The sequence below is a fragment of the Micromonospora sp. SYSU B005 genome (assembly GCF_055362685.1).
In genome coordinates, this window is record NZ_JAXCFU010000001.1 from 685205 (window position 1) to 701603 (window position 16399).

Below are 16399 nucleotides of genomic sequence, written 5' to 3' on the forward strand. Positions count from 1 at the left end.
AGGTCGCCGTGGCCGGGAGCCGGAAGGTGACCGTCAGCACCGACGCGCACGGGCACACCGCGGGCTGGTCGGAGACCCCCTCGGCGCCGGCGACCACTGTCACGCCCGACCCCACCGCCGCCGCGTTCTTCGACGTGGACAACACGATGATGCAGGGCGCGTCGATCTACTGGTTCGCCCGCGGGCTGGCCGCCCGGAAGTACTTCACCACCGGCGACCTGGCCCGGTTCGCCTGGCAGCAGGCACGGTTCCGGCTGCTCGCCACCGAACACGCGGGCGACATGTCGCAGGCCAAGGAGGCCGCGCTGGCCTTCGTCCAGGGCTGGCGGGTCGACGACATGGAACGCCTCGCCGACGAGATCTTCGACGAGCTGATGGCGCCGCGCATCTGGGCCGGCACCCGTCGCCTCGCCCAGCGCCACCTCGACGCGGGCGAGCGGGTCTGGCTGGTCAGCGCCGCCCCGGTCGAGATCGGCCGGGTGATCGCGACCCGGCTCGGCCTGACCGGCGCGATCGGCACGGTGGCCGAGGTGGTCGACGGCGCGTACACCGGACGGCTGGTCGGTGACCTGATGCACGGGCCGGCGAAGGCCGAGGCGGTCACCCAGCTCGCCGCCGTGGAGGGGCTGGACCTGGCCCGGTGCGCCGCCTACAGCGACTCGGCGAACGACCTGCCGATGCTCTGCGCGGTCGGCCGCGCGGTGGCCGTCAACCCCGATCCGGCACTGCTGCGGCAGGCCCGCGAGCGGGGCTGGGACGTGCGCGACTTCCGCACCGGGCGGCGGGCCGTACGCATCGCCGTGCCCTCCACCGCGGCGGCCGGGCTGCTCGCCGGCGCGGTCACGGCCGGTCTGGCGCTGCACCGGCGCCGGCACCGCGACGCCTGAACCGGCTCAGGGGCCGAACGGGTCCGGCCGGCGTTCGAGCAGCTTGTGCAGCGTCTGCTGGATCGTCTCCCGCACCTGGTCGGCGAGGTTGAACACCACGAGCGGGTCGTCCGCCGCGTCACGCAGGTGCGCGGTCGGGATGGGCGGGCAGAACTCGATCAGCCACTTGCTCGGCAGCGGCACCATGCCCAGCGGACCCAGCCAGGGGAACGTCGGCGTGACCGGGAAGTACGGCAGTTTGAGCAGCCGGGCCAGCGGCTTGATGTCGGCGAGCATCGGATAGATCTCCTCGCCGCCGACTATCGCGACCGGCACGATCGGCGTACCGGTGCGCAGCGCGGCGGAGACGAACCCGCCCCGCCCGAAGCGCTGGAGCTTGTAGCGGTCGGCGTAGAGCTTGCCGACGCCCTTGAAGCCCTCCGGGAAGACGCCCACCAGTTCGCCGTTGCCGAGCAGCCGCTCCGCGTCCGGGTTGCAGGCGACGGTGCCGCCGGTCTTGCGGGCGATCTCGGAGACGACGGGCATCCGGAAGACCAGGTCGGCGCCGAGCAGCCGTAGGTAGCGATGCGCCGGGTGCCGGTCGTGCAGCGCGGTGGAGAGGATCAGCGCGTCGAGCGCCACGGTGCCGGAGTGGTTGCCCACGACGAGGCCGGCGCCCTCGTCCGGTACGTGCTCGATGCCGCTGACCTCGGTGCGGAACCAGTCCCGGTAGAGCAGCCGGACCAGCGGGTGGACTACCGCGTCGGTCAGGTCGGGGTCGAAGCCGAACTCGTCGACCTCGTAGTCACCGGCGAGCCGCCGCCGCAGGAACGCCAGCCCCTGGGCCACCTTGCGGTCCCAGTGGTCCCCCGGCCGGTCGGCCACCGCCGGCCCGGTCGGCGTCTCACCGGCCGGCTTGCTCCCGGCCGTCGGCTCAGCCACTGCCTTCTTCGCCACCGCCTTCTTGGCGACGGCTTTCTTGGCGACGGCTTTCTTGGCGACGGTCTTCTTGGCGACCGTCTTCTTCGCCGGCTGGTGGGGCGTGGCCGGGCCCGGAACGCCCGCGCCGGCGGCGGCGCCCGGCTCGTCGGCGGAGGTGTCCGGCTCGTCCGGCGGCGCGGCAGGGCGGGCGGACGGCGCGGTCACGCGGCGGTGCCCGTTGCGCCGCGCCGGCTCCGCGCCCGGATCCGGCACACCCAGCGGTACGTCGAAGCGCCCGTCACGCCGCTCGTCGGGGCTGTTCACGAACGCTCCCGTACGGTCGAGCGGACCTGCCGGATGCTCTCCAGCACCAACTGCTCGGCGGCGGCGAGCTGATCGCGGGTGACCACGACGCCGCCGTGGTGGGCGCGGATGAAGTCCTCGAACGCGGCGGCGGTCGAGCGGGGCGTGAAGCCGTACTCCCGCTCCAGTCGGCTGGTGTCCACCACCCGACCGTGCACGAAGAGGTCCACCTGATCCAACCCGTAGCGGCCGAAGCCCAGACTGCGGGCGATCGCGGCGACCCCGGCCAGGCCCGGTTCCAGCACCGGCACCGCCACCCGGCCGGCCCGGCGGATCGCCTGCGACAGCGACAGCACCCCCGGCCCGGCGACGTTGTACGTGCCCGGGTGGTCCTCGGCGACGGACCGGTGCAGCACCTCCAGCGCGTCGTCGAAGTGCACGAACTGCAGGCGCGGGTCGCGGCCGAAGACGGTGGGCACCACCGGCTGGGAGAAGTAGCGGGTGAGCGTGGTGTCGGCGGCGTACCCGATGAACGGCGCGAAGCGCAGCACCGTCGCGGTGACGTCGGGCCGACGGCGGCGGAACCCGCGGACGTACCCCTCGATGTCGAGGATGTCGCGGCCGAAGCCGCCGCGCGGCACCTCGCGCGGCTCGGTCTCCTCGGTGAAGACGGCCGGATCGCGAAACGACACCCCGTACGCGGCGGTGGACGAGCGGACCACGAGCTTGCGCAGCCGGGGCGCGCGTTGCGCGGCGGCGAGCAGCTGCATGGTGCCGATGACGTTCTGTTCCTTCATCCCCGCCCGGCCGCCCTGCTGCGGGTCGGGGGCGGTGACGAGCGCCAGGTGCACCACGGTGTCGACGTCGAGGTCGTGCAGGAGGCCGCCGAGGGAGTCGAGGTCCAGGCGGATGCGTTCGACGTCGGAGAGCAGGTCGGTCAGCTCGGGGTTGGCTGGTGCCGGGTCGACCCCGATGACGCGTTCGATCCGCTCGTCGGCGGCGAGCCGGGCGGCCACGTGGGCGCCGAGCCAGCGGCCGACCCCGGTGACGACGACGACCCCCGGGGCACCGGAGGTGTCACCGGGGGTCATGTCGTGCGCCTAGCGCGGCAGGCGGGATCGAGCCGGGACGTCCGCGGCCTGATCACCTGAGCCTCCGAGGGTCGACAGTTGGCAAGTGGTGCCGGTGCCGGGCTGCTGCCCGGCCCCGGTCACTTGCCGAGACGGCGACGCTGGACGCGGGTCTTGCGCAGCAGCTTGCGGTGCTTCTTCTTAGCCATGCGCTTGCGGCGCTTCTTGACCACCGAGCCCATACGAAAGCCTTTCGATGCAACGTGCGGGGCGGACCGGACGGCACCACCACGGGTGGCGCCGTGACCGCTTGCGGACAACGGACCGGACCAGCGTGGTGGGCAGGGCACACCAGAGAGCGGTCACGGTCGTGGCCCAGCCTAACCGGAGTGCGTCAGCAGGACCAACGCGCCCCCGTCGATGCCCCTTTTCGTCGCACTCGGCGGACCGGTGCGCCGAGGGCTCAGGCGGACTCCTGGAAGGCGCCCCGGAGGTATTCGTGCACGGCGTGCTCGGGCACCCGGAACGACCGGCCGACCCGTACCGCGGTCAGCTCACCGCTGTGCACGAGGCGGTAGACGGTCATCTTGGAGACCCGCATGACCGTCGCCACCTCGGCGACGGTCAGGAACCTGACATCCGACAGCCGTGCGTCGGACTGCGACCCGGCCATGGCTCACCGACCCATTCCCGTGCCCGGCGCGTGTCACCGGGCAGGTGTTCCCGCCTCGACGAGCGACGCGCGTGTAACCAGTACGGTAGCGGGACGGCTGTGACCTGCGCGATCCCTTCCACCCTTTGATCATGGCGAGGCAGCCGTTCACCCGATGTCCACCAGGGGTTTTTCGCCCGGACGGGTGTCTCGTCCGATCCGGCTACTCGGCGCGCAGCGCCACCACCGGATCGAGCCGTCCGGCCCGCTGCGCCGGCACCACGCCGAAGACGATGCCGACCGCCGCGGAGACACCGAACGCCAGCGCCAGCGACCACCAGGTGATCGCCGCCGGGATCGGCGAGAACGCGTCCACGAGCAGCGCGGTGCCCACGCCCAGCGCCATCCCGGTCAGGCCGCCCACCGAGGTCAGCAGCACCGCCTCCAGCAGGAACTGCACGCCGATGTCGCGGGGGCGGGCGCCGACCGCCTTGCGCAGGCCGATCTCGCGGGTCCGCTCGCGTACCGAGACCAGCATGATGTTGGAGACACCGACGCCGCCGACGAGCAGCGAGATGCCCGCGATGGCGGCCAGTACGCCGGTCAGCACGCCGAGGATGTCGCCGAGCACGCCGAGGATCTGCCGCTGGGTGACGGCGCTGAACTCGGTGTCCGGGTGCCGGCGGGACAGTTCCGCGACGATCCGGTCACCGAGTTCGTCGATCCGCTCCCGGTCCGGCGCCTTCACCGCGATGCCGTCGATGCGCTGGGTGCCCCAGAGCCGTTGCGCCGCCGTCACCGGTACGTGCACCTCGTCGTCCCGGTCCACGCCGAGGCTCTGCCCGAGCGGGGCGAAGACGCCGATCACCCGGAACCGCACCCCGGCCAGCGTGACCTGCTGGCCGAGCGGGTCACGGTCGGGGAAGAGCGCCCGGGCCACCGAGTCGCCGAGCACCGCCACCCGGCGGCTGGTGTCCACGTCCGCCCCGGTGAGGTAGCGGCCCCGCGACAGCGATCTGGTGAACACCGACGGGGTGGTCTCCAGGACGCCCTGCACGGTGGTGAAGTCGGACCGGTTGCCGGCCCGGGCGGTCGCGCCGGAGGCCACCGTGACGGCGACCCGGCCGGGGTCGCCGACCACCCGGGAGACGGCGTCCGCGTCGCTGAGGTCCAGCGGCGAGACCACCGGCGCAGTGCCCACCTCGATCCGGCCCGGCACCACCAGCAGCAGGTTCGAGCCGAGCCCTTCGACCTGCTGCTCGACCTGCTGTTTCGTGCCGGTGCCGATGGCTACCAGGATCACCACCGAGGCCACCCCGATGATCACCCCGAGCATGGTCAGCAGGCTGCGCATCCGGTTGGCCCGCAACGCGTCCGACGCCACCCGCCATGCCTCGGCCAGCCTCATCCGGCGTCGCCCCCGCCGCGCGGAAGGCGCCCGGTGGCCCTGGTGGCGCCACCGGGGCCACCGGGCGGGTGCCCCGGGCCGCTTCCGGACGCGGACCGGGGCTCCGCGCTGGGAGCGGGGTCCAGTGTCGCAGGTACGCCGGAGCCGTCCGACGGCGGTCGATCATGAAGGCTGTCGGACCGGATCAGCCCGTCCCGTACCGCGATGCGCCGGTGTGCCCGGGCGGCCACCTCCTGGTCGTGGGTCACCATCACCAGCGCCACCCCGGACTCGGCGTTCAGCTGTTCCAGCAGTTCCAGCACCGCCTCGCCGGTGGCGCTGTCCAGGTTGCCGGTCGGCTCGTCGGCGAGCAGCACCGCCGGTTCGGTCACAAGCGCCCGGGCGATCGCCACCCGCTGCTGCTCGCCGCCGGAGAGCTGGTTGGGCCGGTGGTGCAGCCGGTGGCCGAGCCCGACCCGGCCCAGCATCGCCGCCGCCCGCTCCCGCCGCTGCCGCGCCGAGACACCCCGGTAGACCAGCGGCAACGCCACGTTGTCCACTGCCGACGTCCGGGCCAGCAGGTGGAACGCCTGGAACACGAAGCCGATCGTCTCGTTGCGCAGCGTCGCCAGCTCCGGCGCGGTGAGCGTGGTCACGTCCCGCCCGCCGATCACCAGCCGACCGCCGCTGGGCCGGTCCAGCCCGCCGAGCAGGTGCATGAGCGTCGACTTGCCCGAGCCGGACGGACCGATCACCGCCACGTACTCGCCCTGGTCGATGGTGAGCGACACCCCGCGCAGCGCGGACACCGAGACCCCGTCCAGCTCGTACGTGCGCCAGACGTCGACCGCCTCGACCGCCGGTACGGTCACGGGAGTTCCTGGCCGTCGCGCACCTGGTCGGCGCCGCGCACCACCACGCGGTCACCGGCCCGTACGCCGTCGACGATCTGCACCAGGTCCTGCCCCTGCACGCCCACCGTCACCGGCACCCGGTCGGCCCGGCCGTCGCGCAGCACCCAGACCGCGTCCCGCCCGTCGGTGGAGAACACCGCCGACGCCGGCACCGCCACCGCGTCGGCTGCTTCCCGCACCCGCAGCCGCACGACAGCGTTCATGCCGGGGCGGGGCGCCGGGGCGGCCTCGGCCTCACCGAGGCGTCCGGCGCCCAGGTCGAGGCGGACCCGGTAGGTGACGCCACCCCGCGCCGAGCTGGTCGGCAGCACGTCGACCGACCGCACCGTGGCGTCGTACGTCGCGCCGGTCACCGCGTCCAGCTCGACCGACGCGGGCACCCCGGCCCGGACCAGCAGCACGTCGGTCTCGTCCACCTCGGCGAGCAGGCCGAGCCGGCCGATGTCCACCACTGTGAGCACCGGCGTGCCGGCGGTGACCCGGCCGCCGGCCGGGATCGCGTCGTCCACCCCCGGCGGCGGGCCGCCCTGCCCGCCACCGGCCAGCGCCGACGGATCCAGACCGGGCACCCCGGCGCCACCCGCCGCACCCAGCAGCCCGGCCAGGTCGGCCGGTGCCGCCGACCGGGTGCCGCCCGGCTGCACCACACCGGCGATCGGCGCGCGCAACGTCAACGCGTCCACAGTCGCCTTCGCCAGGTCGTACGCCTGCTGGGCCTGGAGTCGTTGCGCGGCCGACAGCGCGCCGACAGCGCTGTTCAGGCCGGCGACGCCGCGCTGCACCTGGGCCACGGCCCGGTCGGCGGCGCGGGCGGCCGACTCGTACTGCCGCTGCGCCGACTGGACCTGGAGCAGCAGCGCGGCGCGTACCTGCGGGTCGCCGACCTTGCCGGCGGCGGCGCGGGCGGCGGCGAACGCCTCGTCGGCGGCCCGGTCGGTGCCGCGCCGGCTCCCGCCCAGGTCGCCGGTGCCGGTGCCCCGCCCGGCCCGCTTAGCCGCGCGCAACGCGTCCCGCGCCTTCGCCAGGCGGTCCCGGGCCGACGGCGAGTCGATCACCGCGAGTACCTGCCCTCGGGTCACCCGCTGCCCGGGCTGCACCCGCAGGCGGGCGAGCGTGCCGTCGGCGGGTGCGGTGAGGGTGGCCGCGGCCCGCGCGGTGACTGTGGCCGGGGCGTCGATCACCTCGCTCACCGGCGCGCGGCCCACCTCGGCGACTGTCACCGCCGGGGCGTCGTCGCCGCAGGACGCGGCGGTCGTGCCGGTCAGCGCGACGACGGCGAGCACCGCGGTGACGAGACGGGGGCGGCGGGCCGCGGGCAGCCGCGGCGAGGGAGTGCGGGCCACCCGGCCCATGCTACGACCCGTCGACAGGTGTCGACGTTCAGCCGACGACGGCCCGCACGTAGGCCACGCAGTCGTCGTGCAGCATCGACCACTGGTCGCCGAACACCTCGTCGGCGGCCTGCTCCGGGGTCCGTCCCTGGTGCACCACGGCCCGGTAGAAGTCCAGCATCCGCTGCTCGCCGTACCTGTCGACGAGATGGTGTACGGCCAGGTAGCCGACGCCGTACGCGCCGCCGACCCGGTCGTCGCTCGCGTCGTCGGCCGGCGCCACCTCGTCCAGCCGCCCGGACCACCCGCCGCGCAGCAGGTCCCGCACCTCGGTCAGGCCGTCGTAGCGGTGCACCGGCTGGCCGTCGGCACCGGCGTACTCGGCCAGCCCCTCCACCAGCCACCAGTCCGCGCGGTCGGCGTAGCCCCGGTCGGGCAGCGAGGCGGCGTGGGTCAGCTCGTGCCGGAGCAGGTCGTCCAGGCCGGCCGGGGTGACGATCTGGGCGTTGAGCACCACGTCGTGACGCCCACCGCCGACACCCACCGCGTAACCGGCCGTCCACTTCGGCCGCCCGCCGCCGTACCAGCGCTGCCACTCGCCCTTCCCGGCGTAGTAGACGAGGTACCGGTCCGGCGGCCGGCCGCCGATCGCGTACCGGTCCGCGGCCCGGGCCGCGGTCTCCGCCTGGGCGAGCAGGCCGGGCAACTTGCGCCGCTGGGCCGCCGTGGTGGCCACCACCACGCGCTTGCCGACCGTCACGGCCAGGTCGTTCGCCTGCCACGGCCGTACCCCGGCCGGGTCCGCCTCGGACGGTTCCAGCGCGGTCAGCCGGGGTTCCTCCCCCGCCAGCCGCCAGCGCGCGCCCAGCTCCACAGTGCTCGGCGCGCAGTCCGGCACCACGAAGCAGTAGCCCACAGTCACCTTCTGCCGCCACTCCCCCGGCCGCCCCTCGACGGCCTGCGGCACCCCGTCGGCCGCCGGCCGCCACACGGTGACCCGCAGCGCCCGCAGCGCCGCATACCGGCGGCTCAGCGCCGGCCGGGCCGCCGGCTCGGCGACCGCGAGGAAGCCGGCCGGGTCCGCGCCGACCAGCGCGGTGGCCTGCCGGTCCAGCAGCGCGAGCATCCGCTCGCCGAGCCGCCGCTGCGCCGCCGTGCCCGGCTCGTCCTTCGCGGCCGGCCGCCCGGCCGCGTCGGGCGCCGACTCCCGCAGGAGTACGCCGGGCACCGCGCCCGCCACCAGGCCGAGCGCGAGTCCGAGCACCGTCCAGAGCAGCCACCGCCGCCGTTGCCGCACCGTCCGCGTCCGCGCCGGGTCCGGCTGCGCCGGCGGTACGGGGTACGGCGCCGGACCAGCGGCGGGGTGCGGCAACGACGCCGCGTCCGGTGCCGGGGCGGGCACGCCGACGGCGGCGTCCACCTCGGCGGGGGCGGCGGTGCTGTCGGCGTCGGCCTCGGCGGTGTGGGCGGCGTCGTCGGCGGGGGTGTCGTCAGCGCTGACGACGGCGGCGCTCGTGTCGGCGGCGCGGTCGGCGTCGGCGCTGGTTTCGGCGGCGCTCGTGTCGGCGGCGCGGTCGGCGTCGGTGCTCGTGTCGGCGGTGCTCGCCTTGTCGGCGCTCGCGGCGGCGGCATCGACGGGGCGAGGCTCGTCGCCGTCCGTCGTCCGGCCGGGAGGCTGCTCGTCGCCGTCGGTCACCGGCGAAGGGTACGACCAATCGGGCGTTCCGGGAAAGAGTCCCGTCACTGTTCCGCCGCGCCCCGAGATCTTGGTAGGAAAGTGCCCCCGGAGGGGCCGAATCCTTCCAAGATCTCTCAGATCGGGGTGCCGGTCAGCGTCAACGCGGTCTTGTCGGCCGCCCACAGGGCCACCAGGGCCACTCCGGGGGCCGCGTGGCCGGCCAGGGTCAGCAGCACGCCGCCGGTCAGGAAGCAGGCGGCCTGGACGGCGAGCTTGGCCGGGTCGGGCAGCGTCACCGCGGCACGCGGCGAGCAGAACAGGCCCCACACCACGGCGATCACCAGCGGCGTACCGAGCCCGGCCAGCAGGCGTACCGGCCAGCCGGCGCCGAGCGTGAAGCCCCAGTACCCGGCCGAGCCCAGCAGGGCCAGTTCCAGCAGGAAGATCACGCCCAGCAGCAGGGCCTTCATCGGTTCTCCCAGGAGAGGTAGGCGCGGTCCAGGCCGGCGATCATCTCGCCGAAGGAACGGTCGGTGTCGCGGGGCAGCCCGAATCCGCCCGCCGCCTCCAGGGCGACGAAGCCGTGCACGGCGGCCCGGAACATCCGGATGGCGTCGGTGGCGGCGTCGCCGTCGAGGCCGTACCCGAGCAGGATGGCGCGGACCGCGCCGACCGCGCGCTGCCCGGCGGCCAGGTGGTCGGGGTCGGCCGGGTCGGGTGCCCGCTGGGCGGCCGGGTAGCGGCCGGGGTACTGCCGTGCGTACTCCCGGTAGGCGGCGGCGACGGCGCGCAACGCGTCGCCGCCGGAGCGACCCGCGGCAGCGGCCGTGAGCACGTCGGCGATCTCGGCGGTGGCGAGCACCGCGAGCTTCTGGTGCAGCGCGTCCGCGCCCCGGACGTGCTTGTAGAGGCTCGGCAGCGCGACACCGAGCCGGGCGGCGAGCGCGGCCAGGGTCAGCTTCTCGTAGCCGACCTCGTCGGCGAGCGCGGCGGCCTCCCGCACGACAGTCGCCGGGGTCAGGCCGGCCCTAGGCACGCGCGGTCACCGCCAGGAACTCGACCAGGTCGGCGGCGGTGGCCTCGGGCTGGTCGGCGTGCGGGTAGTGCCCGGAGTCGGCGACCATCCGGGCCTCGGCCACGGCGAACAGCCGGCGTGCGGCCCGCGCCTCGGCGCCCGGGTCGGGGAAGTCCGGGTCCTTCGTACCCATCAGCACCAGCACCGGCCGGCGCACCTCGGGCGCCCGGGCGGTCCAGTGCGGGTCGGCCGGCGCGATCACGCCGCGCACCGCGGCCATCCGGCCGCGCAGCTTGGCGACGAGCTCCTTGCGGTACGCGGCGTCGTCCGCCGGCCGCCCGCAGGGGAACAGCGTGCGGTGGAACAGCCCGAACAGCCGAGGGCTGCGCAGCACTGCCGCCTGCGCCACACGCATCAGCGGGTTCGGCTTCGGCGTGCCGACGAACGGGCTGACCTGCACGATGCCACTGACCAGGTCGGGTGCCTCGGCGGCGGCGAAGACGATCGCGGCGGCGCTGGACGAGCTGCCGACCAGGGTGGCGGGCTCGCCGCCGAGCGCCCGCACCACGGCGAGCAGGTCGCCGCCGACGTGCTCCGGGGCGTACGTGGGCCAGTGCGGGCTGGAGTCGCCGTGCCCGCGGACGTCGACAGCGGCGACCCGGTAGCCGGCCGCGACCAGCCGGGGCGTCAGGTGCCGGAAGGCGGCCCGGTTCTCCCCCATGCCGTGCGCGAGGACCACGAGCGGTCCCGACCCGTGCACCTCGTACGCGATAGTGCCGCCGTCCCGCGCCGTCTGGCTAACTGTCATAGCCTTAAAGCTAAGGCTATTAGCCAGGCTCGTCAAGCTTGACCTCAACCCGAGGTGAGGTCGCACGATCGCCTGCATGCCGATCACCGCCGACACGCACGTACGCCTCGCCCGCCCGAGCCGCGACCTGGCCGCCGCCGAGCGGTTCTGGACGCAGGGGCTCGGCCTGGACGTGCTCTACCGGAGCGAGGGCGGCCACGCGGACGAGCACGACCTGGTGATGCTCGGCCTGCCCGGGGCCGGCTGGCACCTGGAGCTGGTCGGCGGCGCGACGCTCACGGACGAGCCGCGTCCCACCGGAGAGGACCTGTTCGTGCTCTATCTCGACGGCCCGGCCGACGACGAGCTGGTCCCGAGACTGGAACGGGCCGGCGGGACCAGGGTCTCCGCCGGCCCGCACTGGGACAGGTGGGGTGTCACGTTCGCCGACCCGGACGGCTACCGCCTCGTGCTGTGCACCCGGGCCTGGTCGAACGGGTGACTCACTTCTTCGACAGCACCGCGCGGCCGAAGAACGCCAGGTTGGCCGGGCGCTCCGCGAGCCGGCGCATCAGGTAGCCGTACCACTGGTCGCCGTAGGGGACGTACGTCCGCACCGTGTAGCCCTCGCCGACCAGGCGCTGCTGCTCCTCCGGGCGGATGCCGTAGAGCATCTGGAACTCGAACCGGCCCGGGTCGCGGTCGAACCAGCGCGCCCGGTCCTCACCGATCGCGATCAGCCGCGGGTCGTGCGTGGCGAGCATCGGGTAGCCGTCGCCGGACATCAGCACGTTCATGCAGCGCACGTACGACTTGTCCACCTCGCGGGCGGACTGGTACGCCACCGACTCCGGCTCCTTGTACGCGCCCTTGCACAGCCGCACCCGCGACCCGGCCGAGGCCAGCTCCCGGCAGTCCGACTCGGTCCGCCGCAGGTACGCCTGGAGCACCGCACCGGTCGACGGGTGGTCCTTGCGGAGCTTCGCCAGGATGTCCAGCGTCGAGTCGGTGGTGGTGTGGTCCTCCATGTCGAGCGTGACAGTGGTGCCCGCCGCGTCGGCCGCCGCGCAGATCGCCCGCGCGTTGTCGTACGCGAGCTGCTCGTCGAACATCTGGCCCAGCGCGGACAGCTTCACGCTGACCTCGGCGGCCGGGGTGAGCCCGGCGGTGGCGAGGCGGCTCAGCAGCGTGAGGTACTCGTCCCGGGTGGCGTTCGCCTGCTCCGGGGTGGTGGTGTCCTCGCCCAGGTAGTCGAGGGTGACCGCTTGGCCGTCGGCGACCAGCTCGCGGGTTGCGCGCAGCGCGTCGTCGGTGGCGGCGCCGGCGACGAACCGGCGGACGACGTCCCGGGTGAACGGGGCCGTCGCGACGAGCCGCTCCACCTGGGAAGACCGGGAGGCGGCGAGGATGACGGAACGGAGCATGAGCCGAGCGTAACGCTCACCACCGGGCCCTCGCCGGGTGCGTCCGAGGCCCGCTCCCTCCCGTCCTCCGGCCCGGCCCGGGCACCCCCGGCTGGCGGGGATCGGCTACAACGTTCACGTGGATCGACGACACCCCCGGCGCCGGCTCCGCTCGGCCTCCGTGCAGCTCGGCGCGCTGACCGCGCTGGCCCTCGCGCTCTCCGGCTGCAACAACGGTTACGACGACGACGATGACGACTGCGCGCTCGGGCCGGCCGGCGGAGGTGGCGACACCGTCGCGGTCGCCCTGCTCGTGCCCGCGCCGGCCACCGCCGCGCGCGGCGAGCCCGCCCCGACGGCCGCCCTGCCCGAGCGCGGCGGGTTCGGCACCCACCTCGCCTCCTGCGGCGGCTGACGTGCGCCGCGAGGCGAGCACGCCGCGCCCCGGCTGGGACGAGACCATCCGGGCCCAGGGCCTGGTGTACGTCGACACCGAGCTGCCCGACGGCGAGATCATGTCGTACTGGGACGAGACGGCCGCGTACTCGTTCACGCTCGACGAGGTGCTCCGGCTGGAGGAGGCCACGGAGGAACTGCACCGGATGTCGGTGGCCGCCGCCGAGCACGTGGTGGCCCGCCGCCGGTACGCCGAGTTCGGCATCCCCGAGTGGGCCGCCGAGGCGGTCGCCCGCTCGCTGCGGGAGTCCCCGCCGACGCTCTACGGCCGGTTCGACCTCTGGTACGACGGCAGCGGGCCGCCGAAGATGCTGGAGTACAACGCCGACACCCCGACCGCCCTGGTCGAGGCGAGCATCGTGCAGTGGTACTGGCTGGAGCACACCCGCCCGGACGCGGACCAGTGGAACAGCCTGCACGAACGCCTGGTGGGCGCCTGGGCCAAGATCGGCGCCGGGCTGCACGAGCCGCGGGCGCACGTGCTCTGGTCCTCCGAGGAGGAGTCGGGCGAGGACCAGATCACCGCCGGCTACCTGGCCGAGACGGCCCGCCAGGCCGGGCTGGACGTGACGCTCATGCCGATCCAGCAGGTCGGCTGGGACGGGCGGCGCTTCGTCGACGCCGACGACCGGCCGATCACCACCTGCTTCAAGCTCTACCCCTGGGAGTGGATGCTGGCCGAGCCGTACGGGCGGCCGGCGCTCGACCCGGGCACGCCCACCACCTGGATCGAGCCGGCGTGGAAGCTGCTGCTGTCGAACAAGGCGCTGCTCGCCGTGCTCTGGGAGATGTACCCGGGGCACGACTACCTGCTGCCCGCGTACCTGGACTCGCCGCGCGGCATGACCGAGTACGTGGCCAAGCCGCTGCTCGGCCGAGAGGGCGGCTCGGTACGCATCGTGACCGGCGACACGGAGATCACCAACCCGGGGATCTACGGCGACGAGGGCTTCTGCTTCCAGGAGTTCCGCGCGTTGCCCGAGTTCGAAGGCAACCGGACGGTGCTCGGCAGCTGGATCGTGGACGGCGAGTCGGCAGGTGCCGGGGTCCGCGAGAGCGAGAGCCTCATCACTGACGGTTACGCGCGGTTCCTGCCCCACTACATCGACGCACCGCGTGTGCTCTGAGTCGTCTACCGTTGGTGTCGTGAACTTCGACGCGTACGCCCGGACCGGGGTCGAGCTCGTCAACGCCCGGCTGGACGACCTGGACGGCCTGCGGGCCGTCTTCTCGGACGAGCAGGGCTGGATGCGCGACGAGGTCGCGGAACGGGACCTGGCGATCTTCCGGCGGGCCCAGAAGCGCCTCCGGGACGTCTTCGAGTACGGCACCTCGGGCCGGGACGCCGACGCGGTCGCCGAGCTGAACGCGCTGCTGGAGGCGTTCCCGGTGCAGCCACGCATCTCCGGGCACGACTCCTCCGACTGGCACATGCACGTGACCAGCCGGGGTGCGTCGGTCTCCTCCGAATACCTGGCCGGCGCGGTCTGGGGCCTGTCGGTGTGGCTGTGCGAGTACGGCAGCGCCCGCTTCGGGGTCTGCGCCGACGACCGCTGCGGCAACGTCTACCTGGACACCTCGTCCAACTGCTGCCGGCGGTTCTGCTCCGAGCGCTGCGCCACCCGCTCCCACGTGGCGGCACATCGGGCCCGCAAGCGCGCCGCGGTCGGCGAGCAGGCCGTCCCGGCGCAGCCGCTGTCCCCGGTGAGCTGACCCCCGGCGCTCCGGCCGCCTTGTGCGAGCGGCGGCCGGGGCGGCGCGTGCCCGTCAGACGTCGACAGGCGACGGCGCGGTCAGGTTGGCCCGGGCGAACTCCAGCGACTCCCGCAGGTCCGCCTCCCGGACCGCGCGGCTCTTCGCGCCCCGGGTGGTCACCTCCACCGCCACCGAGCCGGTGAACCCCCGCCCGGCCAGCGAACGCAGCATCTCCGCGCAGGGCTGCCCGCCGCGACCGGGCACCAGGTGCTCGTCGCGCCCCTCGCCGGTGCCGTCGCCCAGGTGCACGTGCGCCAGCCCGGAACCCATCCGGTCGGCCATCGCCAACGCGTCCGTGTGCGAGGCCGCGCAGTGCGACAGATCCAGCGTGTACGAGGCGTACCCGATCTCGGTGGGATCCCAGCCCGGCGCGTACGGGACGAACTGCCGCCCCGCCATCCGCACCGGGTACATGTTCTCCACCCCGAAGTGCACCCCGCCGAACTGCCCGGCGATCGTGTCGAGCCCGTCGGCGAAGGTGCGCGCGTAGTCACGCTGCCAGGTGAACGGCGGATGCACCACGACAGTGGGCGCCTCCAGCGTCTCGGCCAGCTCGGCGGCCTTACGCAGCCGCTCCCACGGGTCGGGGCTCCACACCCGCTGGGTGACGAGCAGGCACGGGGCGTGAACCGACAGCACCGGGACGCCGTAGTGCTCGGCGAGGCCGCGCAGCGCGCCCGCGTCCTGGCTGACCGGGTCGGTCCAGACCATCACCTCGATGCCGTCGTAGCCGAGCTCGGCGGCGAGCTGGAACGCCGCCGCGGTCCGTTCGGGGAAGACCGAGGACGTGGACAGGAGCACCGGAACGCGGTAGGTCACGCCTTCGAGGGTAGCTCCAACCGCCAGCGAGCATCGGGACGAGCAACCGCAAAGCAACCCAGAGCGCTCGTACGGTCACATCGGCGCGAGCTGATCCAGCCGGCGCAGGATGACGCCCTCTCGCAGCGCCCACGGGCAGATGTCCACGCAGTCCACGTCGAGGCGGCGCATCACCGCCTCCGCCACCACCGCGCCGGCGAGGAGCTGGTGCGCCCGCTGCGCGCTGACGCCCTCCAGCTCGGGCAGCTGGGCCGGCGGGATGTGCCGCACGAACCCCAGCACCTGCCGCAGGCCGGTACGGGTCAGGCTGCGGCGCGCCCACAGACCCGCGCCCGAAGGCGCGGCGCCGGCCAGCCGGGCCAGCGTGCGGAACGTCTTCGAGGTGGCGACCGGACGCTCCCAGCCCACCGCTGTCAACTGCTCCACCACCGGGTCGAGCTGCGCGTCCACGTACGCCCGCAGTTCCTCCACGGCCTCGGCCGACGGCGGCGCCGTGCCGGCCGGATCCACGGCGAGCCGCTCCCGGCTGAGCCGCCCCGCGCCGAGCGGCAGCGAGATCGCCACATCAGGGTGCTCGTCGATGCCGGCGGCCAGCTCCAGCGAGCCGCCGCCGATGTCCATCGCCAGCAGCCGGCCCGCGGACCAGCCGAACCACCGCCGCACCGCCAGGAACGTCATCCGCGCCTCGTCCGCACCGGAGAGCACCTCCAGGCGTACGCCAGTCTCGTCGCGGACGCGCGCCAGCACGTCGGCGGCGTTCGTGGCGTCGCGGACCGCGCTCGTCGCGAACGCCAGCAGATCCTCGGCGCCCAGCCCGTCAGCCGCCGCCCGGGCCATTCCGACCGCCTTCACCAGGCCGTCCGCGCCGCCGTCGGTGAGCGCGCCGTCCGGCCCGATCTGCTCGGCCAGCCGCAGCACCACCTTCTCCGAGTGCGCCGGCCAGGGATGCGCGCCGTGGTGGGCGTCGACCACCAGCAGGTGCACCGTGTTGGAACCGACGTCGAGGACACCCAGTCGCATGGGGAAGACCCTAGGGCCAACA

The 16399-nt window shown here is 74.3% G+C and carries 19 protein-coding genes; 5 read left to right on the forward strand and 14 right to left on the reverse strand.

What is annotated here, in order from left to right; translation table 11 throughout:
• The first annotated feature begins 8 nt into the window (after positions 1-8).
• Positions 9-887 (forward strand): HAD family hydrolase, encoded by an 879-nt coding sequence (locus SM452_RS03255; RefSeq protein WP_366625820.1) that lies wholly within the window; start codon positions 9-11, stop codon positions 885-887.
• Between the two features lie 6 nt (positions 888-893).
• Here the strand turns inward: SM452_RS03255 and SM452_RS03260 are convergent, their stop codons facing one another.
• The 11 genes from SM452_RS03260 to SM452_RS03310 form a co-directional block, all read right to left on the reverse strand.
• A complete protein-coding gene (locus SM452_RS03260; protein WP_030269196.1) occupies positions 894-1751 on the reverse strand; it encodes a lysophospholipid acyltransferase family protein in 858 nt (285 codons plus the stop codon).
• A gap of 356 nt (positions 1752-2107) precedes the next feature.
• Positions 2108-3181 carry an NAD-dependent epimerase/dehydratase family protein gene (locus SM452_RS03265; RefSeq protein WP_262013177.1) on the reverse strand — a complete coding sequence of 358 codons (1074 nt, stop codon included), beginning with the start codon at positions 3179-3181 and terminating at the stop codon, positions 2108-2110.
• Positions 3182-3300: 119 nt separating this feature from the next.
• Complete coding sequence (locus tag SM452_RS03270; protein ID WP_007465623.1) at positions 3301-3402, reverse strand: 30S ribosomal protein bS22; 102 nt, start codon at positions 3400-3402, stop codon at positions 3301-3303.
• Positions 3403-3623: 221 nt separating this feature from the next.
• Positions 3624-3833: a helix-turn-helix domain-containing protein gene (locus SM452_RS03275; RefSeq protein WP_013288759.1), complete on the reverse strand. Its 210-nt coding sequence runs from the start codon at positions 3831-3833 to the stop codon at positions 3624-3626.
• Positions 3834-4035: 202 nt separating this feature from the next.
• Entirely contained in the window at positions 4036-5220 is a 1185-nt protein-coding gene (locus tag SM452_RS03280) for an ABC transporter permease (RefSeq protein ID WP_269697712.1), read from the reverse strand.
• A complete protein-coding gene (locus SM452_RS03285) occupies positions 5217-6071 on the reverse strand; it encodes an ABC transporter ATP-binding protein (RefSeq protein ID WP_262013179.1) in 855 nt (284 codons plus the stop codon). Before SM452_RS03285 ends, SM452_RS03280 begins: the two co-directional genes overlap by 4 nt.
• Entirely contained in the window at positions 6068-7465 is a 1398-nt protein-coding gene (locus tag SM452_RS03290) for an efflux RND transporter periplasmic adaptor subunit (protein WP_463839267.1), read from the reverse strand. Before SM452_RS03290 ends, SM452_RS03285 begins: the two co-directional genes overlap by 4 nt.
• Positions 7466-7493: 28 nt before the next feature.
• Positions 7494-9140 (reverse strand): hypothetical protein, encoded by a 1647-nt coding sequence (locus tag SM452_RS03295; protein WP_463839268.1) that lies wholly within the window; start codon positions 9138-9140, stop codon positions 7494-7496.
• A gap of 116 nt (positions 9141-9256) precedes the next feature.
• The gene (locus tag SM452_RS03300) at positions 9257-9592 is read right to left on the reverse strand and encodes a YrdB family protein (protein ID WP_262013182.1); all 336 of its coding nucleotides are present in this window, start codon (positions 9590-9592) and stop codon (positions 9257-9259) included.
• Positions 9589-10158 (reverse strand): TetR/AcrR family transcriptional regulator, encoded by a 570-nt coding sequence (locus SM452_RS03305; RefSeq protein ID WP_262013183.1) that lies wholly within the window; start codon positions 10156-10158, stop codon positions 9589-9591. The genes SM452_RS03300 and SM452_RS03305 overlap by 4 nt, the downstream gene beginning before the upstream one ends.
• Entirely contained in the window at positions 10151-10945 is a 795-nt protein-coding gene (locus tag SM452_RS03310; RefSeq protein WP_355514753.1) for an alpha/beta fold hydrolase, read from the reverse strand. Before SM452_RS03310 ends, SM452_RS03305 begins: the two co-directional genes overlap by 8 nt.
• A gap of 76 nt (positions 10946-11021) precedes the next feature.
• On the opposite strand from SM452_RS03310, the gene SM452_RS03315 reads away from it, so the two are divergent.
• Positions 11022-11426: a VOC family protein gene (locus tag SM452_RS03315; protein ID WP_463839269.1), complete on the forward strand. Its 405-nt coding sequence runs from the start codon at positions 11022-11024 to the stop codon at positions 11424-11426.
• A gap of 1 nt (position 11427) precedes the next feature.
• Here the strand turns inward: SM452_RS03315 and SM452_RS03320 are convergent, their stop codons facing one another.
• Positions 11428-12348, reverse strand: coding sequence for a proline dehydrogenase family protein (locus tag SM452_RS03320; RefSeq protein WP_463839270.1), 921 nt, complete (start codon positions 12346-12348; stop codon positions 11428-11430).
• A 118-nt stretch (positions 12349-12466) separates the two neighbouring features.
• On the opposite strand from SM452_RS03320, the gene SM452_RS03325 reads away from it, so the two are divergent.
• Genes SM452_RS03325 through SM452_RS03335 form a run of 3 tightly spaced genes read left to right on the forward strand, consistent with a single transcriptional unit; the run spans position 12467 to position 14496 of the window.
• On the forward strand, positions 12467-12742 hold the full coding sequence (locus tag SM452_RS03325; protein ID WP_225319763.1) for a hypothetical protein: 276 nt from the start codon (positions 12467-12469) through the stop codon (positions 12740-12742).
• A 1-nt stretch (position 12743) separates the two neighbouring features.
• Positions 12744-13910 carry a glutathionylspermidine synthase family protein gene (locus tag SM452_RS03330; RefSeq protein ID WP_135242187.1) on the forward strand — a complete coding sequence of 389 codons (1167 nt, stop codon included), beginning with the start codon at positions 12744-12746 and terminating at the stop codon, positions 13908-13910.
• A 19-nt stretch (positions 13911-13929) separates the two neighbouring features.
• Positions 13930-14496, forward strand: a complete 567-nt coding sequence (locus SM452_RS03335) for a CGNR zinc finger domain-containing protein (protein ID WP_135242188.1) — start codon at positions 13930-13932, stop codon at positions 14494-14496.
• A gap of 54 nt (positions 14497-14550) precedes the next feature.
• On the opposite strand, the gene SM452_RS03340 is transcribed toward SM452_RS03335, so the two are convergent.
• Positions 14551-15357 carry a sugar phosphate isomerase/epimerase family protein gene (locus SM452_RS03340; protein ID WP_262013187.1) on the reverse strand — a complete coding sequence of 269 codons (807 nt, stop codon included), beginning with the start codon at positions 15355-15357 and terminating at the stop codon, positions 14551-14553.
• Positions 15358-15432: 75 nt separating this feature from the next.
• On the reverse strand, positions 15433-16377 hold the full coding sequence (locus SM452_RS03345) for a Ppx/GppA phosphatase family protein (protein WP_135242189.1): 945 nt from the start codon (positions 16375-16377) through the stop codon (positions 15433-15435).
• Positions 16378-16399: the final 22 nt, after the last annotated feature.